Genomic DNA, 23,384 nt, shown 5'->3' on the forward strand with positions numbered 1-23,384 from the left:
CCTCTATCAATTACGGCCGTCGGGCAGGATCAGATCGCGCAGGCCATCGCCGACCAGGTTGATGCCCAACACCAGAATCATCAGGGCGACGCCGGGAATGGCGATGACCCATGGGGAAAAGAACATGTAGGGTTTGCCTTCGGCGATCATCAAACCCCAGGACGGCGTCGGCGGTTGCACGCCCACCCCGAGGAACGACAGCGCCGACTCCAGCAGGATCGCGTGAGCCATTTCCAGCGTCGCGACGACGATCAGCGCGCCGACCAGATTGGGCAGAATTTCACTCACCAGAATGCGCAGGGTCGAGCAGCCAAGAGCCTGGGCCGACGCCACATATTCAGCATCGCGAATCTGCTGCACCGAAGCCCTGACCACCACCGCGAAGCGATCCCATAACAGGCAGCCGAGCAGCACGATGACCACTTTCAGTGAGCCGCCCATCAGCGAGGCTGAGGCCAGCGCGACCATCACGACCGGCATCGCCAGCCGGGTGGTGATCAGGTAACTGATGAAGGCATCAACCTTGCCGCCGTAGTAACCCGCCAACAGCCCCATGACGGTACCTATAAAGCCGGAAATCAGCGCCGCGGCAATGCCGATGAACAGCGAAATACGTGCGCCGTAGAGCAGTCGCGACAGGTAGTCGCGGCCCAGCTTGTCGGTGCCGAGGACGTATTCCCAGGTGCCGTTAGCCATCCATACCGGCGGTTTCATGCGCAGCATCACGTCTTGCGCATAAGGGTCGTAAGGTGCCAGCCATGGGGCGAACAGTGCGCCAGCGAAGATGATCAGCAACAACACCGCGCCGATGGCGAAACCACGATGACGAAAGCTCTTGCCAATTACTCGGCTCAGGCTGCTCGGTGGTGGCAGGTAGTCATTGATCGCGAGGGTCGTGGGGGTGCTCATGTAAGCCTCCTAGCGCACGCGAATGCGCGGGTCGAGCAGTGCGTTGAGCACATCGGCCAGCAAGGTGAGGATGATGTAGATCACCGCAATCAGCAGGACCACGGCCTGTACCACCGGAAAGTCGTCACGGGCGATAGCGTCCCAGGCGAGTTGTCCGATGCCTTGCAGGGAGAACACGGTTTCGATCACCACCGAGCCGCCGAGCATGAAGCCGAACTCCACCGCCGCCAGCGCGACGACCGGAATCAAGGCGTTGCGCAGTGCATGCTTGAACAACACGCGGGCAGGGCGCAGACCCTTGGCGCGGGCGGTGCGGATGTAATCGGAGCTGAGCACATCAAGCATGCCTGCGCGGGTCAGGCGCATGATTGCCGGAGTCGCGTAGTAGCCCAAGGCAATGGCCGGCATGACGAAGTGCAGCAGGGTCGAGTTACCGGACACTGGCAGCCACTTGAGCGTCACCGCAAACACCACGATCAGCATCAGCGCAAACCAGAAACTTGGCATTGCCTGACCCAGGACGGCAATGCTCAACGCCAGGCGGTCAATCCAGGTGTCGCGTTTGACGGCGGCCAGCACCCCAAGCGGAATCGCCACCAGTAGCGCAATGCCCAATGCCATCGCCCCCAGCCCGAGGGTGATTGGCAGGCGGTTGACGATCAGGTTGTAGACCGATTCCTGAAAGAAAAAAGAGTCGCCCAGATCCAACCGCAGCAAATCGCCCAGCCAGTTGAAGTACTGGGTCGGCAGCGGTTTGTCCAAACCGTACTGCACGCGGATCTGTTCGATCTGTTCGCTGCTGGCTTCCGGTCCGCCAATGGCCGTGGCCAGGTCGCCGGACAGATGCAAAAGAGAAAAACTGATCACCGACACGGTAATTGCAACGCAAAATGCGATACCCAGACGGCGCAGAAGGAATCCAAGCATGGCAAGTTTCCTCGTATCCATTGGCTGATAGGTGTGGGGGACTTGCCGTAGCACGGTTAACACCGCGCGTCACGGCACCTGTCGATTACTTCCAGCTGGACAGAACGAAACGCGGTAGCTCATCCGGGTAGGGCGTGAACGCCAGGTCGGAGGTATAGGCGTAGTTCATCGAGTAATTGAACAGCGGCGCCCAATAGGCCTGCTCGCTGATGCGCTGCAACGCCTTGCGGTAGTTGTCCTTGCGCACTTGCGGGTCGAGGGCGTTGTCGGCGGTCTGCAACCAGCCCTGGACTTGCGGATCCTTGATGTTGTCGTCCGGGTTGCCTTTGAACCAGGTCCCAGCGGACGCCGAGGTGTCGAGAATCGAGAACGAACCCCAGGCCTGGAACGAGATCGGCACTTTGCCGCCACGTTGCTGATCGCGCAGGGCGGCGTACTTCAAGTAGCGCAGCTTGGCGTTGATGCCCACGGCACGCAGGTTGCCGATGATCGCTTCGACATAATCACGGTCGCGGTAAGCGAAGATTTCTGTCTCAAAGCCATTCGGATAACCGGCTTCAGCGAGCAGCGCCTTGGCCTTGACCGGGTCATAGTTGTAGACCGTGGCTGCCGTGGTGTCGCAACCGAACTGCCCCGGATAGCAGGCGACTTGCAAGGGTTTGGCTTCGCCGCCCACCAGTTGTGAGGCCAGTGCATCGCGGTTGATAGCGTGGTTGATGGCCTGACGCACCTTAAGGTTTTTCATCGGGGAGTTTTCAGTCGAGGTGCCACGAGCATCGAGGATCAGGAAACCGATGCGCATGGTTTCGCCGCTGGCCACGGTCAGGTTCGGCATGCTCTTGAGGTTGACTGCCTGGTCCGGTGCGACGCGCCAGGTCCAGTCGACACCGCCGGTCATCAGTTCGGCCAGACGGGTTTCCGCATCAGGGATCACCCGGAACTTGAGGTGGCCGATATGCGGTTGGCCTTGTGGGCTGTCCTTGAAGTAGTCCTTATTGAGCGCCATGGTCACGCCTTCGCCCGCCACTACTGACACCGCTTTATAGGGACCGGTGCCAATCGGTTTACGACTGAATTCAGCCAGGCCGACTTTCTCGAAATACGTTTTGGGGAACATCGGTACGGCGTTGGACAGGTATTCCAGTGCCGCGGGAAAAGCTTTTTTCAGATGAAGACGGACGCTGTAGTCACCGGTCTTTTCCGCGCTTTTGATCCAGTCGACGTTTTGCACGGTAACGACTTTCGCTTCGGGCGATACCACGTAGTTGAGGGTGAACACCACGTCGTCGGCGGTGAAGGCGTCGCCGTTGTGAAATTTGACGCCTTTGCGCAGCTCAAAGTCGATGGTGGTGTCGTCGACCTGTTTCCAGCTGGTGGCCAGCATGGGTTTGTATTCGCTGCTTTCAGGATCGCGGTAGATCAGGTTGTCCCAGATCAGCCGGCCGAGAATCACCCCTTCGCGTAAATCGTTGTGATAGGGGCTGACGTTTTCAGGCTCGCTGTCGGAAGCGTAAACCAGGGTGTCGTTGGCTTTACCGGCATGAGCCGGAAAACTGCTGATGAGGCCCATCAGCGCAAAACTGCAGGCGAAACCTTTGATGCCCATGCCGTCGTCTCCGTTGGCGAGAGTGGTTGAATCAAAGGGCAGCGAATCGCAAATGCGGTAAACGAGGAGGAGAAGCTCAGGCGTAGTTTTTTTTGGTCTGGACACGAATGTAGGGAAAGGCTATCAATGCCACAAGTACAATCTTTCGATACTTGCTTTGCCGAAAAGGCAACCCTCGGGGGCTCCGATGCAGCTGTATGGCGTGCAATCCACGGCGTTGCGCTATTTTCTGGAAGTCGCGCGGTGCGGATCGATCAGCGAAGCGTCGGTGCGGCTCAATGTTGCAGCGTCAGCGGTAAGCCGACAGATTTCCAAGCTGGAGTTGGCCCTGGATGCCAGCCTGTTTGAGCGTCGCGCCCGAGGCATGGTGCTCAGCGAGGCAGGGACGAGACTGGCGGCTTATGCGCGCAAATCGCAACTTGAGGCCGAGCAGGTGGTGCTGGAAATTACCGAGCTGCACGGCTTGCAACGGGGACATGTGCATGTCGCCTGCTCGGAAGGTTTTGCCCTGGAATACATGCCCAGGAACATTAGCGCGTTCAGGCGTGAGTATCAGGGCATTCATTTCACGCTGGAGGTCTGTGCGCCTGCTGAGGCGACGGAGAAGGTTCGTTCCGGAGAAGCCGATCTGGCGATGACCTTCAGTCTGACGCCGCAAAAGGAAGTCAAGGTCGAACATTTCCTAAGCGGGGCTATTTTTGCCGTGGTCTCCAATTCGCATCCCTTGGCCGGGCGTGAAGCGGTCAGCCTCGCCGAGTTGCAACCCTGGCCCATCGCGTTGCCGAAGGCCGATACCACGATACGGCAACTGTTCGATATCTGTTGCGGTGTACAGGGGTTGTTGTTCGACCCGGTCTTGACCACTAATTACGTTGCCGCACTTTATAGCTTCGTCCGCGAAGAAGGCGTGATTAGCCTGGCCAGCGAAATGACCTTGCACAAACAGGTAGCGGACAAGCAGTTGCAATGCTTGCCGATCCTCGATGAAGGCATGCAGGCACGGCGCATCGAACTGCAGAGCATGGCGGGACGCAATTTACCGGCGGCGGTTTCTGCGTTCAGGGATTTTTTGATTGCTGATTTGGCGAAGGCGAAGCGTCGTTGACATGCGAGGAAGGTGAGTTTCCCGGCCCTTATCCCGCATCTAGCTACCCGGAATAACGATTGCCCGCGGTGGCAGAGCCATCAGCGGGAAATAAAACGTCAGGCAGTGTGATTCAGCAGCCGCTCTGCGACGGTAGCGAAAGCGCTATAGCAGCGTTGGAAATCCGGCTTATCCGCGGTATAGAGCAGCGGCTTCAGGCGCTGCTCGAAGTTCGCCTTTAGCCCTTCGTGGTTAGCAGCTGAGGCCAAGCTTCGCCGAAGCACCGCGTATGGGTCCTGAGGTGACCGGGATGATAACCGTGAGAGCATCCGACCAGCGCGCGTTGCATGTCTATACGCCTAGTGTCGTAAACACAGCGATACGCAGACTGGTATTCATGGGGGGGCTCCAGTTTAAACATAATGCTTACCGGCAGCAGCAACCGCCGCCGTTCCCGCCACAGCCCGAGGTTTTCTTACTCGCTACGCTTTCCACTGTCGCCAGCTGTGCTGGATAGCCCGCGTCCTCCAGGGCTGTAAGCAGCGCATGGCTGTCCGAATCGCCGCTGACCTTCACCCGTCCGGCTTGTAGATCCACTGTTACGTCACTGACGCCTTCAAGTGGGTGCAGTGCTTCGGTGACATGTTTGACACATGAACCACAGCTCATGCCTTGGACTTGCAGTTCAACAGTTTTCATGGGCGACTCCTCACAATAAAGTTGATCATGGAAAGACTGACGCATAAGGCTTTTCTGCGGCGTTGGCTTATCCTCAACCTTGCTGCCATGGCAAGGTCAAGCGGTCGTTTTCACTCAATCAATGGAAGCCTGGCGCAGACGCAAGGCGTTGAATACCACCGACGCCGAGCTCACGCTCATGGCCAGTGCGGCAATGAGTGGTGACAGAAGGTGGCCGGTAAGAGGGAAGAACAAGCCGGCGGCTAGTGGGATGCCCATGGCGTTGTAAAGGAAGGCGAAGGTCAGGTTTTGGTGCATATTTCTCACCGTTGCTACTGACAGGCTGCGAGCACGCAGGATGCCGAGCAGATCGCCCTTGACCAGGGTGACCTGAGCGCTGTTCATCGCCACGTCAGTGCCAGTGCCCATGGCGATACCTACATCAGCGCGAGCCAATGCGGGGGCATCATTAATGCCGTCGCCGGCCATCGCCACGCGGTGTCCGGCTTGTTGCAGAGATGCCACCAGACGTTCTTTATCTTGCGGTTTGACCTCGCCATGCACCTCCTCGATGCCCAACTGGCGAGCTACCGAGCGAGCAGTCGTAAGACCGTCGCCAGTGGCCATGATGACCTTGACGCCATCCGCCTGCAGACGCTCGACGGCCAGTTTCGTGGTGGGTTTGATGGGGTCAGCAACAGCCAGCAAACCCGCCAGGGCGCCATTGACTGCCAGGTACATGATGCTCGTACCGTCGCCGCGTAACTTCTCGGCATGTACTTGCAAGATTTCGGTGGAAACGCCCGCCTCCTGCATCAACGCGGTATTGCCTAGCATCAGGCGGCGACCCTCGACCTGACCGCTTACACCAATACCTGAGGCTGACTCGAAGGTTTCAGGTGTCACCAGTTTCAACCCTGCGGCGCGGGCCTGCTCGACGATGGCGTGGGCCAATGGATGCTCACTGCCCTGATCGAGACTTGCGGCCAACCGCAGCACTTCATCCTGAGTAAATCCGGGCACGGCCTCGACGCTATGGAACGCTGGTCGACCTTCAGTGAGGGTGCCGGTTTTGTCGACTATCAAGGTGTCTATCTTGCGCAGGTTTTCGATGGCGCTTGCATCGCGAAACAATACGCCGCTGCCAGCAGCTTTCCCTGTGGCGACCATGACTGACATCGGAGTCGCTAGGCCAAGGGCACAGGGACAGGCGATGATCATGACCGCGACAGCGTTGATCAGTCCGAACACCCAACTTGGCTCGGGCCCCCACAGCCCCCAACCGAGTAGAGTCAGCGCGGCGATAGTAATCACCACAATCACGAAGTAACTGGCAATCACGTCTGCCAGCCGTTGCATCGGCGCTTTTGAGCGTTGTGCCTGCACAACCATCTGCACAATCTGTGCGAGCAGGGTCGCCGACCCGATCTTCTGCGCCTGCATCACCAGACTGCCGTGGATGTTGAGAGTGGCGCCAATCAGTGCGTCGCCGGCCCTCTTCATGATCGGTATCGGTTCGCCGGTGAGCATCGACTCATCTACAGCGCTTTCGCCTTGCAACACCTGACCGTCGACAGGCACTTTTTCGCCCGGTCGCACACGTAACGTATCGCCGCTGTGTACGTGTGTCAGAGGGATGTCTTCTTCCGTGCCGTCGGCATTGATCCGTCGGGCAGTTTTGGGTGCCAGTCCAAGCAGCGACTTGACGGCAGCCGAGGTTTGCGAGCGAGCCTTGAACTCGAGCATCTGGCCGAGAAGGGTCAGTGAGATGATCACAGCCGCCGCTTCAAAGTACACCCCGATGCGGCCCTCCATCATGAAGTTACTGGGGAATACATCGGGGGCCAGGGTGGCCACAACGCTGTAAAGAAAGGCCGCCGCCGTGCCGAGGGCGATCAGCGTCCACATGTTCGGACTTCGCTGAATCACCGAGCGCACGCCGCGCACATAAAACGGCCAGCCAGCCCAAAGCACCACGGGTGTGGCCAGTCCCAACTCGATCCAGTTTTGCGTGGGGCCGTGAAACAGCACCAAGGCATGGCCGCCCATGGCTAAAACAGTGACGATTATTGTCAGTGGCAATGTCCGCCAAAAGCGCTGAGTGAAGTCCTTGAGTTCTAAGTTCTCTTCTTCCTCCAATTCGGGGATCACCGGTTCTAAGGTCATGCCGCACTTAGGGCAGACGCCGGGGCCGATCTGTCGAATTTCCGGATGCATGGGACATGTGTATTCAGCGGCACCCGTTACTGGTGCAGCTGTTGTCTGATGGACTTGTCCAGTTTTCAGTTGAGATATTCGATAACGCTCGGGCGCTGCCCTGAAGGTCGTTTGGCATTTCTGGCTGCAGAACCGGTAGTTTTGCCCCTCATAATCCGTGCTGAACGGGCTGTCGTTGCTGACGGTCATGCCACATACCGGGTCATGGGAACCGGTGAATTGAGGGGCAGAGTTCTGTATTGGGCCGTGCGCTTGACGAACCTCACGGGGGTGCATGAGCTAACTCCTGTTCGCATCATTGGTTGAGGCTGAGGTTTCGCCGTGATGACTGTGACCACCGTGGCGGTGGCCGAAAAAATGCATCAGCGGGCACAACAGCAAAATCATGTATGGCAGCAAGCCCAGCACATGGCCGTAGTGTTCTCTTGCCAGATAGAACAGCACGATCACCAGCAGCATGCCCAGCGCTATGCCGGGTTTGCTCCTCCAAAATGTTGGAGACCTGTTAGCGGAACGTGGTGAATTCATCATGATTCTGTACTCCTGAGGGAGTGCTTTTTAGTGACGCGTTGTACAGATGCAACGGGCGGCGGTTTTGTCCTTGGCTTATTGGCTAAGGTAAAACCGTCGCGGCATCGCCTACAGGCTTGTACGCGTCACTTGCTCATCGGCAGCTTCATCATGCTCGATTGCTGATCCATCATTCTCATCATCATGTTCATCATTCCCATCCCCATGCCGTCTTTGTTGCCGGCCATGCCCATGCCAGGACAGTTCATATGCATCATGGCCATGCTGTCCTTCATCGTCTTCATGCTCTCCTGCATGGCGGCGTGTCGCTCGGCAGGGGTCTTGGCGGCGGCTGCCTTGTCGTGTGCAGCCTGCATTTTTTGCATTTGCTCGGTCATGACATTGTTTTGCATCGGCGTAGCTGCTTCGCCTGTCTGGGCGGGAGCGGTCGGCGTCTGCTCCGGGTGATGCTCATCGACTGCCGAGGCCATGAGTGGGCTGCTCACGAGCAGAGTGGCGAGGATAAATTTCAATGAGGCATTCATGGCAATCTCCAAAGGGTGAGGACAACTCAGGTAATACCAAGCCGCACCGGGTTGGCGCAGTCAGACAGTGCGCCGAAGATCGGCGCGCAGAAGGTCGGATTAATCGTTGAAACGGACGAAAATCAGGCGGGCAGGCGGGCTGGCCGGTACAGGGCGCTGTAATGCAAGAAAGGCAAAAGCGGAGGGGGTGGCGGGATACAAAATCAGCAACGCAGGGATCAGGAACAGAAACGTCCAACTGAACAGGTCAAATATTTGAAGATGGAGCGAAGGGCTTACAGCTATCGCCGCATCGGCGCAGTGCTGAAGGCAACCGAGGGTATGGGCTTCGTGGCTATCGTGATCTTGCGCGGTGTTCAGCGAAACATGAGTTGTAGCCGGATTGTGGCTGGGCTGTACCAGACATCCCTGGGTCGCTGCCAGACCAAACGCTAACACCCACAGCACGATGGCGAGGCGTATGAACGCTGGTTGACAATGGCGAAACCAGAACATGGAGAATCTCCGGTACTGATTAACGGGTTTTATGTTTTCAACATACAGCACATCGAAGTGCCAAAGTTGATCCATATCAATGTATGCAGCCGGGTGTCGACTCTCGTGGTGTGGTCAAATTGTATGGTTTAGAGCTGGCTTTTGGCTGTCGGTTTTTAGTGACCGCCAAATTTCGCGGTTGCCCTTAACGGCTGCTCGTATTGATGCGGGGATGACTATCCAGAAATAGTACGTGCCGTGGCGGTTTCGTGAGAGGTACGAGGGGACTGGTTTCAAGGGGGGCACCGGTTGATGCCTCATCAGAGTGTCACGCCTTGATGGCGCATCTGCTGAAAATGCCAGCTTCAGATAGCACAGTGCACCGAGAACGCGGCGCTGTGCCGGGGTAATTTGAACCAATCATGTAACTAACTGATATAAATCATATCTTTAGGTTGTGGAGTTCGCCTGGAATACTGTTTGGAATACAGAGTTTTGATGCTGTTGCGTCAGGGCAGTGTCGGGTGATGTGAGCCCGTCACCTATCAGCAAAAGGAGGCTCATGGGGTGCTGGCTAATAATCAAGGTGTATCCCTGCTTCGAATTCACCGGATATCAGCCGCACTATGACTTGCGGTCGCTTCAGTTTGTGCCTTGCGGCCCATTCACCCAGCTGGGCGATCACCGCTATCGGGATTATTACGTGAGCTGTTTCTTGTCTGGATTTTCTTGTCTGGATTGCGCGCGTCGAGCTGCTTGCGATTCCATCTCTTTTTTATCTCATTGATGATCGCCTTTTGCTCGTTACGCCCGAGCAGCCTTTCTCCATCGAAAAACATGAGTAGCTCTTTGTAATTTGTAATGGGGGTGTCTCGCTGAGACCAAAGGCGGTTGTCTTTCTCCAGCTGCTCCCAAGCGCATGCGCTGCGTTTGGCACCTTCCTTTTTGTCTTCGAACTCGAATGCACTGTCCTTTGCCTTGTGCCTAAATCATTCTTTGCGAAGAGATTCGACTCCCTACGCCTTCTCCTTTAGTGTCAGCATTCCAAATATCAATTATGGCAATCCGAACTCGCCAGCTTGGCCCCCAGCCGGGTGCTGCATTTCGAAAAAGCAGTCAGTGTCGAGCTACCGTTACACCTCGCTAGTCATAACCCGGAAACCCTCAGATGGGCGATTCGCTACGCGAAGCTGTTTGAGCGTACGGAGTCGCCGCTCTGGCTTGCCATGCGTGCGTTGCTCGCAGGGGATGAGTGGCAAGTTTTCTTCGGTGTTTGCGACCGTTTATTGGATCAACTCAAGCCTTTTGATGAGCTGATTGTCCGCTCTGAAAAACAGCTTAAGCATTTATCGCTGCTTGAGTTGTTTTCCTACCTCAGCGTGCTGGCTTAGGGGATAACCCACGAAGGTGCTTGCCGAATAGTGGCTGGGCGGATCTCCTGCTTGGACTCGATCTCGCACTGGTCTCCAGGCAAACCCAAAGCCGATAAGAAGTTAGTTTTGGCTGCAAAATTTTAGTTTGACTAGCAAAATGTCACGCTAAGAAAAGCCACCGTGTTACCCTCGGGGTTCACGAGAAGACTAATTTCCAGGGGCACAGCCATGATCCGCTGCCATCTCGCCCGCATGATGGGCGAGCACAAAATGCGTATTGCTGACGTAGCCAGAGAAACGGGGCTCAGCCGCGCCACGGTGACCCTGCTCTACAAAGAAACAGCGCAGAAAGTGGATCTGGAAGCCATTGAGAAACTGTGCCTAATGTTTGAATGTCAAGTAGGCGACCTGCTTGAGCTGAAACCAGCATAGACACCGCTGCTGCCACAGCTCCGGATCACACAGCAAGCGCCTTAACGACATCCAATAAACGACTAAATCCTAGAAAATCAACAGGGAAACCGCATGACCAGCACCCAACAACGCGCCGCTCTGCAGCGCCAGATATGGGCCATTGCCAACGATGTCCGTGGCGCCGTCGATGGCTGGGACTTCAAGCAATACGTGCTCGGCACCCTGTTCTACCGCTTCATCAGCGAAAACTTCGCTGATTACATGACGGGCGGCGATGAGTCAGTCGATTACGCAGCCATGGATAATGGCGACAAGAATATCGCGGCAGTCAAAGACGATGCCATAAGGACGAAGGGTTACTTCATCTACCCCAGCCAGATGTTTGCCAATGTCGTCGCCAGCGCCAATACCAACGAAAGCCTGAACACCGACCTGGCTAACATCTTTAAAGACATTGAAGCGTCCGCCAATGGCTACCCCTCCGAACGCGATATCAAAGGCCTGTTTGCCGACTTCGACACCACCAGCAACCGCTTGGGCAATACCGTCAAGGACAAGAATGCGCGCCTCGCTGACGTGCTCAAAGGCGTAGCCGGGTTGGATTTTGGCACCTTTGACGAAAGCCACATCGACCTGTTTGGCGACGCTTACGAATTCCTCATCTCCAACTACGCCGCCAATGCCGGCAAATCGGGCGGTGAGTTCTTCACTCCGCAGCAGGTCTCCAAGCTGATCGCCCAGCTCGCCATGCACAAGCAAACCAGTATCAACAAGATCTACGATCCCGCTTGCGGCTCGGGCTCGCTGCTGCTGCAAGCCAAGAGGCACTTTGATGAACACATCATCGAAGACGGTTTTTTCGGTCAGGAACTCAACCACACCACGTATAACCTGGCGCGGATGAACATGTTCCTTCACAACGTCAACTACGACAAATTCAACATCCAGCTAGGCGACACCCTAGCCGAGCCACACTTTGGCGATGATAAACCTTTCGATGCCATCGTCTCCAACCCGCCCTACTCGGTGAAGTGGAAGGGCATGGACGACCCCACCCTGATCAACGACGACCGCTTTGCCCCGGCCGGCGTGCTTGCGCCGAAGTCCAAGGCCGACTTTGCTTTTGTGCTGCACGCCCTCAGCTACCTCTCGGCCAAAGGTCGCGCTGCCATCGTCTGCTTCCCCGGCATTTTCTACCGGGGCGGAGCCGAGCAGAAGATCCGCCAATACTTAGTGGACAACAACTATGTGGAAAGCGTGATTTCGCTTGCCCCCAACCTATTTTATGGCACCTCCATCGCCGTGAATATTCTGGTGCTGTCCAAACACAAGACGGACACCACCACTCAATTTATCGACGCCAGCGGTCTGCTCAAGAAAGAAGCCAACAACAACGTGCTGCTGGACAGGCATATCGAGCAGATCATGCAGGTGTTCGACAGCAAGGCGAATGTGGATCACTTTGCCCAATCCGTTCCTTTGGAGAAGGTAGCTGCCAACGACTACAACCTGTCCGTTAGCAGCTATATCGATGCCAAGGACACCCGTGACGTGGTGAATATCGCTCAGCTCAATGCCGACCTGAAAACCACGGTTGCTAGGATCGATCAACTGCGGGCCGAGATTGATGCCATCGTTGCGGAGATTGAAGGTGAGGAGTTGGGGGTATGAGCGGCGTGAGCTTTTTGGAGAGGCTGCTGGATGGTGTAGTGGTGGAGTGGCTACCACTTGGTGACGTTACGAAATATGAACAACCAACTAAGTATTTAGTAGCAACAAAGAACTACAGCGACGACTTTGAAACCCCCGTTCTGACTGCTGGAAAAACCTTTGTACTCGGCTACACGGACGAGGCTCACGGTATCTATAAGGCATCTGAAACGCCTGTAATAATATTTGATGACTTTACGACCGCTAATAAATGGGTGGACTTTGATTTCAAAGCCAAATCATCGGCCATGAAGATGATTACCTCAAGTGACGAAGGTAAGACGTTAATTAAATATATTTACTTCTGGCTTAACACATTGCCAAGCGAACTGGTTGATGGCGACCACAAACGCCAGTGGATCAGTAATTATGCATGCAAAAAAATCCCGATCCCTTGCCCAGAAAATCCCAAGAAATCGCTTGAAATCCAGGCCGAAATCGTTCGTATACTGGATATTTTTACTGAGATGACCGCCGAGCTGACCGCCGAGCTGACCGCGCGAAAAAAGCAATACAACTATTACCGTGACCAACTGTTGAGCTTTAAAAATAGGAATGTAGAATGGAAGGCGCTGTGCGAAGTTGGTGAGTTTATCCGTGGCAAGCGTTTTACCAAGGCTGACTATGTGGAAGACGGAATCAGCGTTATCCATTACGGCGAAATATACACGCGTTACGGCGTTTTTACGACACAAGCTTTTTCTCAGGTCAGAAACAATATGGCTGGGTCACTGCGCTATGCAGAGCCGGGCGATGTAGTGATAACTGACGTGGGTGAGACTGTTGATGATGTTGGTAAGGCAGTGGCATGGCTCGGAGATGAAAAGGTCGCTATTCACGACCATTGCTATGCTTTTCGGCATTCAATGAATCCGAAGTTTGTTTCCTATTGCATGCAAGCGACATCGTTCGTTGCCGAGAAGGCGAAATATATAGCCAGAACCAAAGTGAATACATTGCTGGTTAATGGATTTTCAAAGATTAAAATCCCTGTTCCGTATCCAGATGATCTGGATAAATCCCTTGCAGAACAAGCCCGCATCGTCGCTATCCTCGATAAATTATACGTGTTGACAAACTCCGTCAGCAAAGGCTTGCCGTGCGAAATTGCTTTGCGCCAAAAACAATACGCGTATTATCGCGACTTACTTTTGAGTTTCCCCAGGCCAGAAGAGGTAGCGGCGTAATATGGGCAAGACGCTATCGGAAATAGCTCAACAGTTGAGCACCCCTAAAACGGTTCAAAAAACCGTTCCTGAAAAGACGAAGGTGATAGAAGAGGCTAAACCTGTGCCCAAGGTGCAGCTTATCTATGCCTTTAACGGTACGGGCAAAACACGCCTGTCGCGTGAGTTAAAGCAGCTAATTGCACCGAAGGGCGATGGCGGAGACGGAGCTGGTGAGGCAGATCAGCTTGAGTTATCTCGTAACAAAATTCTTTATTACAATGCGTTTACCGAAGACTTGTTCTTTTGGGATAACGATTTGGCGGGAGATGCAGAGCCCAAGCTGAAGATTCAACCGAATTCATACACGGATTGGTTGCTCGCGCTACTTAAAGATTTGGGGCAGGACGGAAACATTGTCAAGTATTTCCAGCGCTATGCGAATGACAAACTAACGCCACATTTTAGTGAAGACTTCACAGAGGTAAGCTTTTCTCTGGGCGTGGCGATAACGAACGATCTGGCTATATCAAGATATCCAAGGGGGAGGAAAGTAATTTCGTATGGAGTGTCTTTTATGCCCTGTTGGATCAAGTAATCACGATTCTAAATTTCGCCGAGCCTGAAGGCCGGGAGACCAACCAGTTTGACCGCTTGGAATACGTCTTTATTGATGATCCGGTCAGCTCTCTTGACGACAACCATTTGATCGAATTGGCGGTCAACTTAGGCGGGTTGATCAAATCCAGTCGATCCGACCTGAAGTTTATTGTTACGACGCACAGCCCGTTGTTCTACAACGTATTATTCAATGAGCTGAAAAATAAGGTCTGCTATTTGCTAGAGCATCTTGATGATGGAACTTATGCTCTCACTGAAAAGCCCGGCGACTCTAACAAGAGCTTTTCCTATCATCTACATTTGAAGCAAACGATAGAGCAGGCGATTGCTGAAAACAAAGTTGAAAGGTATCACTTCACTTTGCTGCGCAATCTCTACGAAAAAACTTCCAGCTTTTTGGGGTATCCCAATTGGTCGGAGCTCTTGCCTGATGACAAGCAGCTCTATCTGGGCAGGGTCATGAATTTTACAAGCCATAGCACGTTGTCTAATGAGGCCGTTGCAGAACCCACTCCAGCAGAAAAAGCCATGGTCAAGTTGTTGCTCGATAATTTGAAAGACAAATACGGCTTTTGGAAGCAAGAGGGCGTATGAAGGCAGGACCGCCATCATTCCCAGTGATTACCACCGACGCTGGTAGCCATCAAGCAGCGCCCACGCGCTTAGGTGAATGTACGCACCCTGCGTGCTACAACACGAGAGAACGACCATGTCCAAGTACAACCTTACATTGCGCGATCAAACCACTGAGTTCTGCTCTACACCGCGTCTAATGGCGCGCTATAAAGGTAGAGGTATTGCTCAGCAATGAGAATATTTGGCTGACGCAGAAGCGGCTACGGCACGGTGTGCGCCAGCAGGCGGAACAGAAAACCCTCGCCGAGTATGAAAAGTTCAATACACAGCAGCGCATCGAATCTGATTTCGACCGCGACGTGAAAAAGCTGTTGCAGAAAAGGGACGCGCAAGAATGAGCGATTACACGACCATCGCCGAATCGAAAAGCTTCATCGTTCTGGACCAGTACACAAAGGAATCGCAGGTAGCCGAAAGCTATCAGAGCGAAGCCGATTTGGAGCGTGAGTTTATTGAGGATCTGGTCAATCAGGGTTATGAATACCTGCCCGGCCTGAACACGCCCCAAGCCCTGCTGGTCAATGTGCGCATGCAGCTGCAAACGCTTAATAACGCGCAGTTTTCCGACAGTGAGTGGCAGCGCTTTGTTGAGAGCTGGCTGGACAAGTCCAGTGATGGCCTCAATGAGAAAACCCGCAAGATCCATGACGACTACATTCATGACTTCGTCTTTGACGATGGCCGTATCCAGAACATCTACCTGCTGGACAAGAAAAACGTTCTGCGCAACAAGATGCAGGTGATCAAGCAGTTTGAGCAAAAGGGCAGCCACGCCAATCGCTACGACGTGACGATTCTGATCAATGGCTTGCCCCTGGTGCAGGTGGAATTGAAGAAGCGTGGTGTGGCGATTCGTGAGGCCTTCAATCAGGTGCACCGCTACAGCAAGGAGAGCTTGAATAGTGAGCATTCCTTGTTCAAATACCTGCAGCTAGTCGTGATCTCCAACGGCACCGACAGCCGTTACTTTGCCAACACCACTCAGCGCAACAAGAACAGCTTCGACTTCACCATGAACTGGGCGAGGGCCGATAACAGCCTGATCAAAGATCTGAAAGACTTTACCGCCACCTTCTTCCAGAAAGACACCTTGCTGAAGGTGCTGCTGCGCTATTCGGTTTTCGATACCAGCAACACACTGCTGGTGATGCGCCCGTACCAGATTGCCGCCACAGAACGCATTTTGTGGACGATCAACTGCGCGTATCAGGCCAAGAACTGGAGCAAGCGCGAAGGTGGCGGCTTCATCTGGCACACCACAGGCTCCGGCAAGACGCTGACCAGCTTCAAGGCGGCTCGTCTGGCCACTGAGCTGGCGTTTGTCGACAAGGTGTTCTTCGTGGTGGACCGCAAGGATCTGGATTACCAGACCATGAAGGAATACCAGCGCTTTTCCCCGGAAAGCGTGAATGGTTCGGACAGCACGGCGGGCCTGAAGCGTAACCTGGACAAGGACGACAACAAGATCATCGTCACCACCATCCAGAAGCTCAACAACCTCATGAAGAGCGAGCCCGACCTGCCCATTTACGGGAAACAGGTGGTGTTCATTTTCGACGAGTGCCACCGTAGCCAGTTTGGTGAAGCGCAGAAGAACCTGAAGAAGAAGTTCAAGAAGTTTTATCAGTTCGGCTTTACCGGCACGCCGATCTTTGCAGGCCATAACGCCTTAGGTGCGGAAGATACGGCAGGCGTGTTTGGCCGTGAATTGCACTCGTACGTGATCACCGATGCGATTCGCGACCAAAAGGTGCTCAAGTTTAAGGTCGATTACAACGATGTGCGGCCGCAGTTCAAGGCCATTGAAACCGAGCAGGATGAGAAAAAACTCAGCGCGGCTGAAAACAAGCAGGCGTTGCTGCACCCCGAGCGTATCCGAGAGATCACGCAGTACATTCTGAACAGCTACCGGCAGAAAACTCACCGCCTGCACGCGGGAAATAAGGGCTTCAACGCCATGTTCGCGGTCAGCAGCGTGGACGCTGCCAAGCTGTACTACGAGTCTTTCAGGACGTTACAGAAGGGCAGTGACAAGCCTTTGAGGGTGGCCACTATCTTCTCGTTCGCGGCCAATGAGGAGCAGGATGCGGTCGGTGAGATCGAGGACGAAAGCTTCGATGTTTCTGCCATGAACAGCAGCGCCAAGGAGTTTTTGAATGCGGCTATTGCGGACTACAACGGGCTGTTCAAAACCAACTTCAGCGTCGACAGCAACGGCTTTCAGAACTACTACCGCGACCTGGCTAAGCAAGTCAAAGCCAGGGAAATTGACCTGTTGATCGTGGTGGGCATGTTCCTCACCGGCTTCGATGCGCCCACGCTCAACACGCTGTTCGTCGACAAGAACCTGCGCTACCACGGCCTGATACAGGCCTATTCGCGCACCAACCGGATTTTTGATGCGACCAAGACCTTTGGCAATATCGTGACTTTCCGCGATCTGGAACAGGCGACCATCGATGCCATCACCTTGTTCGGCAACAGCAATACCCGAAACGTGGTGCTGGAGAAGAGCTACAAGGAGTACATGGAGGGCTTTACCGATGTGCTAACGGGCGAGGCGCGGCGTGGTTTCGTTGAGGTCGTTACAGAGCTGGAGCAGCGCTTCCCCAATCCTGCAGCGATTGAAAAAGAGTCTGATAAAAAGGCCTTTACCAAGCTGTTTGGCGAGTACTTGCGCGTGGAGAACGTGCTCCAGAACTACGATGAATTCGCCAGTCTGAAGGCCTTGCAAAGCTTGGACATGAACGATTCGGCGGCAATTGAGGCGTTCAAGGCACAGCATTATTTGAGCGATGAAGATCTTGCCGCACTGCAAGCGATCAAAATGCCGGCGGAGCGGAAAATCCAGGATTACCGCTCAACCTATAACGATGTGCGTGATTGGCTGCGCCGGGAAAAAGCGGGCGCAGAAAAGGAAAAATCCACCATCGATTGGGATGATGTGGTCTTTGAAGTGGACCTGCTCAAATCGCAGGAAATCAATCTAGATTACATCCTGGAGCTGATTTTTGAGCACAACAAGAAGATCAAGAGCAAATCGGATCTGGTGGATGAAGTGCGCCGGGTGATTCGTGCCAGTTTGGGTAATCGCGCGAAGGAAAGCTTGTTGGTCGATTTCATCAACCAGACCGATCTGGATCAGATTGGCGACAAGGCCAGCGTGATCGACGCCTTCTTCAGCTTTGCTCAAGCGGAACAGCTGCGTGAGGCACAAGATCTGATCTGCACCGAGAATCTGAATACCGAGGCGGCTAGACGCTATATCACCACCTCGCTCAAGCGTGAGTTTGCCAGTGACAGTGGTACTGAGCTCAATGCTGTCCTGCCAAAGATGAGCCCATTGAATCCGCAGTACCTGACCAAAAAGCAAAGTGTTTTCCAGAAAATCGCAGCATTTGTTGAGAAGTTTAAAGGGGTGGGCGGGAGCGTTTAAAAATATGAAGCTTAGTCTTGAACCATAACCTCGATATGTAAAAAAAAGCCCTAAAGCCTTTTATTTACGGGGCTGTAAGGCTTTTTTTTGCTCTTTCGAATTCAGCGCTAATTGACACTCATGCTTGTGTTGTCGCCGCTTCACATTTACGCTTTGTCCCGTCGCGGTCAATCCCGTGACCGGGTGTCAGAACCTGAATCAAAACCAAGGCGCGGTTTCTTCCATTCCGCACAGCCAGTGCTTCGTGCGCTAGCTGCTGCTTTTCTATGGCGGACCGTGCGGGGCAGGCTTCGGCCTGGCCGGTTCCTTGGTTTCCGGTTTCTGACCCCCGTACGGTTTGCCACCCTTTATCGCGTCAGAACGGTGGATGGCAATCCTTAATCAAACCAAGGAGATAAGGAAAATGGCATGCCCACCTTTTAAGCTCGTGCGCCACCCCGGCCCAATGGTTCAAGCTGCAAACTATCTCGGAGGATTCCGCGATGTTTGATCTTTCGCTTCTCATCGGTCTTCCCAAGCCCAACAGCATCGATACTTCATCGCTTACCCCTGAAGATGCAGCGATTAAACTGCGGCAGGCTGCCACTCTACGGCTTAACGGAGCCCAGAGTATTCTGCTTCATTTTCCGCAAGACGTTGAGTTGGCAGTAGAGCTGTTGGATGACGCAGCCGTGTTGTACGACAAGGCATTCCGAAATTTAACTGGTATTCCAGCTCAAAGCGTTCACCAACAGATCCATGAGTATGTCTCTGTCCCATCTGCTGAAGGCTCTCCTGCGATCCAAACCCCGTGGGGCGATGAGTTCGCTCCGATAATTAAGGACGGTGTTCGTTGCGCAGAGACTTGGCTTGAAGGCTCATCATTACCGTTATGGTGGGCGCTGTCTCAGAATAGAAAACGCCATCGTCCAGGTGATCCCCAAGAGGCATTTGAAGCAGGTTTTTTGCTGCGGCTGCAGCAGACGCTGATCATGCGACGTGAGGCCCTCGCTTCCCAATCAACCCGCTTTGATGCCTGAGTCTGTAATTGACGTTTAAGATTTGCTTTTCCCGCCAAACCCTTCGATCAAGCGATCTTTGATCGCGCTGATCGGAGGGTTCACTCGCTTTTTTCTCGAAGCCTCCGCGTTCCACCCTCCCATTTTCAAATTTGATTAACGCCACGCTTGCTTTCACCCGTCAGTAATCCCCACGATCCTGTCGGGTGCAACGCTATTCAGTGTATGTGCGAATCTTTTCGTTGGGCATGGGTGTAGGTGTGGCGACAGCGGCGACGCCGGCGACAACCCACGTAGAGTGTGGCCTGGGGAATGGCGACAGAAGTGGCGACAGTCGCCACTTTCTCAGCGCATTGACCGTGACGCTTGACCGCCTTTTCGTGTGGGTATAAAAATTGGCGCACGGATCGTTGTCGTTGACAGCACCAGCCCAGGTAGCCAGAACCTTGAAGGCTACGCCACTCGCGTGGTGGTTCTTCCCCAAGTGCGATTAGCGTCCGGCGGCTCGCACGGTCACTCCCCAAGAGTGATGGATGCCTACTCGACCAATCTGCCCATTGCGGCAGACGATGGACCTACCTCGCTGCATTGCAGCAACCTCACCTCTTGGCACACTTCGCTGCGCCAGACCTCGCCCGTCTCTTTCTCCAGGAAAGAGACGGGCGCTCGTACCATTGTTGCAAGCCGCGTCGTACAGGGCATTGCCGCAACTCTCCTCGTGACAATCTGCCTGACAACTCCGATTCGTCGCCATCCGCAACGACGCAGGCGCCGGTGCCGCAGCCCATGGATAGGCTGCACCTGACTGACAGTCAGGCGTGCCCCAGGTGTCGATGTTGTTGCTTTCTCCCACCCAGGATCTCTAGGTGCCGAACTCGTCAGTCGGCACAGTCTCCACCCGCCCGCATCTTCAGATGCGTCTAAGGAGGCCAGATTCATGGTTTTTGCCCTTGCTCCCGGTCGTAAGGAGCCGTTCGTTCCGCGTCAGTGAACACCTCACCGGCCGCAGGGGCCTTGATCCCTGATAACACTCAACAGCCGTGGCGGGACTACGTGAGGAAAACCAGCAATGAACGAGGAGAGGGCCCATGCAGCAGTTAGACCCGAAGCTTGAACTACCACAATCCCCTCGACCGCTGATTGAGTCGAATCCCGTGGCCCAGCCTTATCCGGTGCAGGCTCTGGGTGGGATTCTTGGGCCTGCGGTTGAGCGCATGGCCGAGGTCATCGGTGTCCCTCAGGCACTAGCCGCGCAATCGGTGTTGGCTGCCTCGGCGCTGGCCACCCAAGGTCATGCGGGCTTACAGCTCGACGGACGCAGTTATCCGCTGTCGCTGTACCTGATCACGGTCGCTGCGTCAGGTGATCGTAAGACCGCAGCGGATCGATTTGCACTGCTGCCAGCACGGCAATGGGAGCGTGAACAGTGGCAGCGCTATCGCGAACACCTTGCCCGATACCTTGCCGCACAGCGACAGGCGCAACGTATCAAACCTGGCGATCCTGAGTCCGCGAGCGCAATGTCGCTCGAAGCGGAGCCCTCAGCCCCTAGACTGATCACCACGGACCCGACTATCGAGGCCCTGATCAAGGGGCTTTGTCATGACTTGCCGAGCATGGGCCTGTTCTGTGACGAAGGCGGGCAATTCCTCGGCAGCAGCACCATGAATAGGGATAACCGTTTAAAAGCCGTGACGACCTTATCGTCGCTCTGGGACGGTAGCCCGATTGATCGTGCGCGCTCGATGGCTGGCGAAAGCCTGCGAGCCTACGACCGACGCTTGAGCCTGCACCTGATGCTGCAACCGTATCTAGCCATGCAGTTACTCTGTGACCCGTTGCTGCAGGGGCAAGGCATTCTCGGGCGCTGCCTGATGACTTGGCCCACTAGCCTAGCCGGACAACGCAGCTACCAGGCTGTCGACTTGTCCAAAGACGCTGCCCTAACGCGCTATTACCACCGCCTTTCGGCGCTGTTTCATCAGCCGTGGTCATTGTCTCCTGATGGTGCTCTACAGCTATCACTGCTGACCCTCAGTCCATTGGCCCGTCGTCGCTGGATTGATCTGCATGATGCTATCGAGGCCCAGCTGGGTGAGTTTGGCGAACTAGCAAGCGTGCGGCCTAGCGGATCGAAGGCTGCCGACAACCTGCTGCGTGTCGCCAGCATCCTTGCCGTGGTGGAGGAGAGCAGCGTCGTGGAGGTCGACCACATCCAACGGGCCTCGACCTTAATTGGTTATTACCTTACCGAGATCCAGCGCCTGACCGAACAGGAACCGGTGTGTCGGGTAAAGGAAGAAGCAGATCGGCTGCTGCGCTGGCTCAAGGTCAAAGATTGGAAGCGTTTTAGTATCCGGGACCTGAATCGCAATGGTCCTCGCTTTGCCCGTAAGAGCAGCCGCCATACCACCAAACTGTTGGTCGAGTTGCTTGATCATCACTGGCTGATCACCGACGGTCAGACCTTCGAGGTGCGCCATGTTCAATCTCGATGAAGCACTGCACAACCACTTAGCTCAACGCCAAAAGTATCCGAAAGCGCGGTTTGTCGCCGCGACTGTCGCCACTTTGTCGCCACGCTCAAAGCCAGGCAAGACAAAGGTTGTCGCCGCTGTCGCCGATGTCGCCACCCTCCGGAAAGCTATCACCTCGACGACAGACATCATTCAGTGGTTGAAAGACGAGGGCGCGCTTCTCTACATCGCCGAAAACACGCTGTGTTTTCGCCCGACTGATTGGGCCCAGTTCGCTATTGTGAGTGCGCACTGGCGGGTCCTTTTGCGTGAGCTCGCGGCTGTCGATCAGGAACAGAAAAATGGCTCGCGTCGGTAAGCGATCTGGGCGCAATTTTGGCTTCGGTCGCCAGCTCAGCTATGCCGGCCCTCAAGCTCTGAAAGATCTATTTGGCGACGGCCATTTTGCTACCGTCAAAGCCCATAGCGATCGCTGGCAAGCATTCGTGCGTTGGTGTCGATCCGAGGAAGGGCCGAGGCTTAATGACGCGCGACAGATCGACCGCGAGATCCTCATGCGTTACGCCGCCTGTATGCGGGAGCAAGTTGACCAGGGCAACGTCGGCATCGCCACCGCGCAGAACCGACTGTCAAGCGTGAACCGAACGATGGCTGCGCTGCGCGGTGATCAGTACGTCAAAATCCCCAGTCCGAGCAAGGCGCTGGGCTTGCAGCGCTCAAGCGTGCGCGGGGAGGTCCCGCAAGGCCAAGATCGTGATCAGATCGAGTTGATCGCACGCGTACTGTCAGAGCGAGGTCAGCAACGTGTGGCCACAATTGTGCTTCTGGCCCGGGATACTGGTATGCGCCTGCGTGAAGCGATCTTGGCGGACCTGCCCCGACTGCAACGTGAGGTTCGGCAACTGGGCAAGATCAACATCCAGGATGGCACCAAAGGTGGTCGATCAGGGGCCTCGGCACCGCGCTGGATTACGGTAACGGATCAAGTTCGCGATGCCCTGGATTGGGCCAGCGCGAACTCACCCAATGGCAGCCGGAATTTGTTGGCGTCCGACGAAAGCTACAAAGACTTTATGCAGGCAGTTGTGCGACCGGCACGGGACATCCTGCATGAGCATGGATTGAAAGGTTTTCATGAGCTGCGGGCGGCTTACGCCTGTGAGCGCTATGAGCAACTAGTCGGCTTTCCTGCACCCGTTAATGGTGGTCGTGTTCATCAAGAGGATCGAGCACTCGATCAGCGAGCCCGTAAGCAGATCAGCCACGAATTGGGACATAACCGCATTGATGTGGTGAGTGCCTACATCGGAGGTCGGCGATGATGGCCGAGTTCGACATAGCGTTGTTTCTGCGCCCCGTGCTCAAAGGTGCACATGCCACGCAGCATCGGCACATCAGGCAAGCAGAAAGGATGCACAAGGTGATTCGTGAGCGCTGGGGTTGCGCGACTCCCTGGTCCTGGAGAGAAAAGCACGTGAGATGGTTTCTGGAGCACTACCTGCGATGCTCAGCTCCAGCTACCGTCTATTACTACGACTTAACAGCAGGGTTGATCCGCCGCAGAAAGGCAAAAGTCGTGGTTGCCTGATAGACCTTTAAGCGT

General features: G+C 54.9%; 24 protein-coding genes. 14 read left to right on the forward strand and 10 right to left on the reverse strand.

The genetic code is table 11. The features are described from left to right. Positions 1 to 6: 6 nt before the first annotated feature. The 3 genes from PSH57_RS03820 to PSH57_RS03830 all read right to left on the reverse strand — a co-directional run bounded on the left by PSH57_RS03820 (position 7) and on the right by PSH57_RS03830 (position 3,442). Complete coding sequence (locus PSH57_RS03820) at positions 7 to 909, reverse strand: ABC transporter permease (RefSeq protein WP_305387914.1); 903 nt, start codon at positions 907 to 909, stop codon at positions 7 to 9. Positions 910 to 918: 9 nt separating this feature from the next. After that, on the reverse strand, positions 919 to 1,836 hold the full coding sequence (locus PSH57_RS03825; protein WP_305387915.1) for an ABC transporter permease: 918 nt from the start codon (positions 1,834 to 1,836) through the stop codon (positions 919 to 921). A gap of 85 nt (positions 1,837 to 1,921) precedes the next feature. Then, the gene (locus PSH57_RS03830; protein WP_305387916.1) at positions 1,922 to 3,442 is read right to left on the reverse strand and encodes an ABC transporter substrate-binding protein; all 1,521 of its coding nucleotides are present in this window, start codon (positions 3,440 to 3,442) and stop codon (positions 1,922 to 1,924) included. A 187-nt stretch (positions 3,443 to 3,629) separates the two neighbouring features. On the opposite strand from PSH57_RS03830, the gene PSH57_RS03835 reads away from it, so the two are divergent. Beyond that, positions 3,630 to 4,547 carry a LysR substrate-binding domain-containing protein gene (locus PSH57_RS03835; RefSeq protein WP_305416371.1) on the forward strand — a complete coding sequence of 306 codons (918 nt, stop codon included), beginning with the start codon at positions 3,630 to 3,632 and terminating at the stop codon, positions 4,545 to 4,547. Positions 4,548 to 4,952: 405 nt separating this feature from the next. Here the strand turns inward: PSH57_RS03835 and PSH57_RS03840 are convergent, their stop codons facing one another. The 7 genes from PSH57_RS03840 to PSH57_RS03865 form a co-directional block, all read right to left on the reverse strand. After that, positions 4,953 to 5,225, reverse strand: coding sequence for a heavy-metal-associated domain-containing protein (locus PSH57_RS03840; protein WP_305387919.1), 273 nt, complete (start codon positions 5,223 to 5,225; stop codon positions 4,953 to 4,955). 114 nt (positions 5,226 to 5,339) lie between these two features. Next, the gene (locus PSH57_RS03845; protein WP_305387920.1) at positions 5,340 to 7,610 is read right to left on the reverse strand and encodes a heavy metal translocating P-type ATPase; all 2,271 of its coding nucleotides are present in this window, start codon (positions 7,608 to 7,610) and stop codon (positions 5,340 to 5,342) included. 90 nt (positions 7,611 to 7,700) lie between these two features. Beyond that, positions 7,701 to 7,952, reverse strand: coding sequence for a DUF2933 domain-containing protein (locus PSH57_RS03850; RefSeq protein ID WP_305387921.1), 252 nt, complete (start codon positions 7,950 to 7,952; stop codon positions 7,701 to 7,703). A 125-nt stretch (positions 7,953 to 8,077) separates the two neighbouring features. After that, positions 8,078 to 8,476: a hypothetical protein gene (locus PSH57_RS03855; RefSeq protein WP_305387923.1), complete on the reverse strand. Its 399-nt coding sequence runs from the start codon at positions 8,474 to 8,476 to the stop codon at positions 8,078 to 8,080. Positions 8,477 to 8,575: 99 nt separating this feature from the next. Next, positions 8,576 to 8,971: a hypothetical protein gene (locus PSH57_RS03860; RefSeq protein WP_305387924.1), complete on the reverse strand. Its 396-nt coding sequence runs from the start codon at positions 8,969 to 8,971 to the stop codon at positions 8,576 to 8,578. Positions 8,972 to 9,085: 114 nt separating this feature from the next. Continuing rightward, entirely contained in the window at positions 9,086 to 9,271 is a 186-nt protein-coding gene (locus tag PSH57_RS29220) for a DUF6538 domain-containing protein (protein WP_422766089.1), read from the reverse strand. Positions 9,272 to 9,615: 344 nt separating this feature from the next. Next, positions 9,616 to 9,789 carry a hypothetical protein gene (locus PSH57_RS03865; RefSeq protein WP_305387926.1) on the reverse strand — a complete coding sequence of 58 codons (174 nt, stop codon included), beginning with the start codon at positions 9,787 to 9,789 and terminating at the stop codon, positions 9,616 to 9,618. A gap of 255 nt (positions 9,790 to 10,044) precedes the next feature. Here PSH57_RS03865 and PSH57_RS03870 point away from each other — a divergent pair, with 255 nt between their 5' ends. From PSH57_RS03870 to PSH57_RS03930, 13 genes are all read left to right on the forward strand, one after another. After that, entirely contained in the window at positions 10,045 to 10,341 is a 297-nt protein-coding gene (locus PSH57_RS03870) for a hypothetical protein (protein WP_305387928.1), read from the forward strand. A gap of 210 nt (positions 10,342 to 10,551) precedes the next feature. Continuing rightward, on the forward strand, positions 10,552 to 10,755 hold the full coding sequence (locus PSH57_RS03875) for a helix-turn-helix domain-containing protein (RefSeq protein WP_159906430.1): 204 nt from the start codon (positions 10,552 to 10,554) through the stop codon (positions 10,753 to 10,755). A gap of 93 nt (positions 10,756 to 10,848) precedes the next feature. Further along, positions 10,849 to 12,408 carry a type I restriction-modification system subunit M gene (locus PSH57_RS03880; protein WP_305387932.1) on the forward strand — a complete coding sequence of 520 codons (1,560 nt, stop codon included), beginning with the start codon at positions 10,849 to 10,851 and terminating at the stop codon, positions 12,406 to 12,408. Beyond that, on the forward strand, positions 12,405 to 13,634 hold the full coding sequence (locus tag PSH57_RS03885; RefSeq protein ID WP_305387934.1) for a restriction endonuclease subunit S: 1,230 nt from the start codon (positions 12,405 to 12,407) through the stop codon (positions 13,632 to 13,634). Before PSH57_RS03880 ends, PSH57_RS03885 begins: the two co-directional genes overlap by 4 nt. 1 nt (position 13,635) lies before the next feature. Next, the gene (locus PSH57_RS03890) at positions 13,636 to 14,211 is read left to right on the forward strand and encodes a hypothetical protein (protein ID WP_305444829.1); all 576 of its coding nucleotides are present in this window, start codon (positions 13,636 to 13,638) and stop codon (positions 14,209 to 14,211) included. Further along, the gene (locus PSH57_RS03895) at positions 14,199 to 14,828 is read left to right on the forward strand and encodes an ATP-binding protein (protein WP_305444832.1); all 630 of its coding nucleotides are present in this window, start codon (positions 14,199 to 14,201) and stop codon (positions 14,826 to 14,828) included. Before PSH57_RS03890 ends, PSH57_RS03895 begins: the two co-directional genes overlap by 13 nt. A gap of 203 nt (positions 14,829 to 15,031) precedes the next feature. Continuing rightward, complete coding sequence (locus PSH57_RS03900; protein WP_305444834.1) at positions 15,032 to 15,208, forward strand: hypothetical protein; 177 nt, start codon at positions 15,032 to 15,034, stop codon at positions 15,206 to 15,208. Then, positions 15,205 to 18,306 (forward strand): type I restriction endonuclease subunit R, encoded by a 3,102-nt coding sequence (locus PSH57_RS03905; protein ID WP_305387941.1) that lies wholly within the window; start codon positions 15,205 to 15,207, stop codon positions 18,304 to 18,306. The genes PSH57_RS03900 and PSH57_RS03905 overlap by 4 nt, the downstream gene beginning before the upstream one ends. A 482-nt stretch (positions 18,307 to 18,788) precedes the next feature. Further along, positions 18,789 to 19,325: a LasR-specific antiactivator QslA gene (locus tag PSH57_RS03910; protein WP_305387943.1), complete on the forward strand. Its 537-nt coding sequence runs from the start codon at positions 18,789 to 18,791 to the stop codon at positions 19,323 to 19,325. Between the two features lie 1,067 nt (positions 19,326 to 20,392). Next, entirely contained in the window at positions 20,393 to 21,802 is a 1,410-nt protein-coding gene (locus tag PSH57_RS03915) for a YfjI family protein (RefSeq protein WP_305387945.1), read from the forward strand. After that, on the forward strand, positions 21,786 to 22,139 hold the full coding sequence (locus tag PSH57_RS03920) for a hypothetical protein (protein ID WP_305387946.1): 354 nt from the start codon (positions 21,786 to 21,788) through the stop codon (positions 22,137 to 22,139). Before PSH57_RS03915 ends, PSH57_RS03920 begins: the two co-directional genes overlap by 17 nt. Further along, a complete protein-coding gene (locus PSH57_RS03925; RefSeq protein ID WP_305387948.1) occupies positions 22,123 to 23,103 on the forward strand; it encodes an integrase domain-containing protein in 981 nt (326 codons plus the stop codon). The genes PSH57_RS03920 and PSH57_RS03925 overlap by 17 nt, the downstream gene beginning before the upstream one ends. Beyond that, positions 23,100 to 23,369 (forward strand): hypothetical protein, encoded by a 270-nt coding sequence (locus PSH57_RS03930; protein WP_305387950.1) that lies wholly within the window; start codon positions 23,100 to 23,102, stop codon positions 23,367 to 23,369. Before PSH57_RS03925 ends, PSH57_RS03930 begins: the two co-directional genes overlap by 4 nt. The last annotated feature ends 15 nt before the right edge of the window (positions 23,370 to 23,384 follow it).

The organism is Pseudomonas hefeiensis, assembly GCF_030687835.1.
Classification (GTDB): domain Bacteria; phylum Pseudomonadota; class Gammaproteobacteria; order Pseudomonadales; family Pseudomonadaceae; genus Aquipseudomonas; species Aquipseudomonas hefeiensis.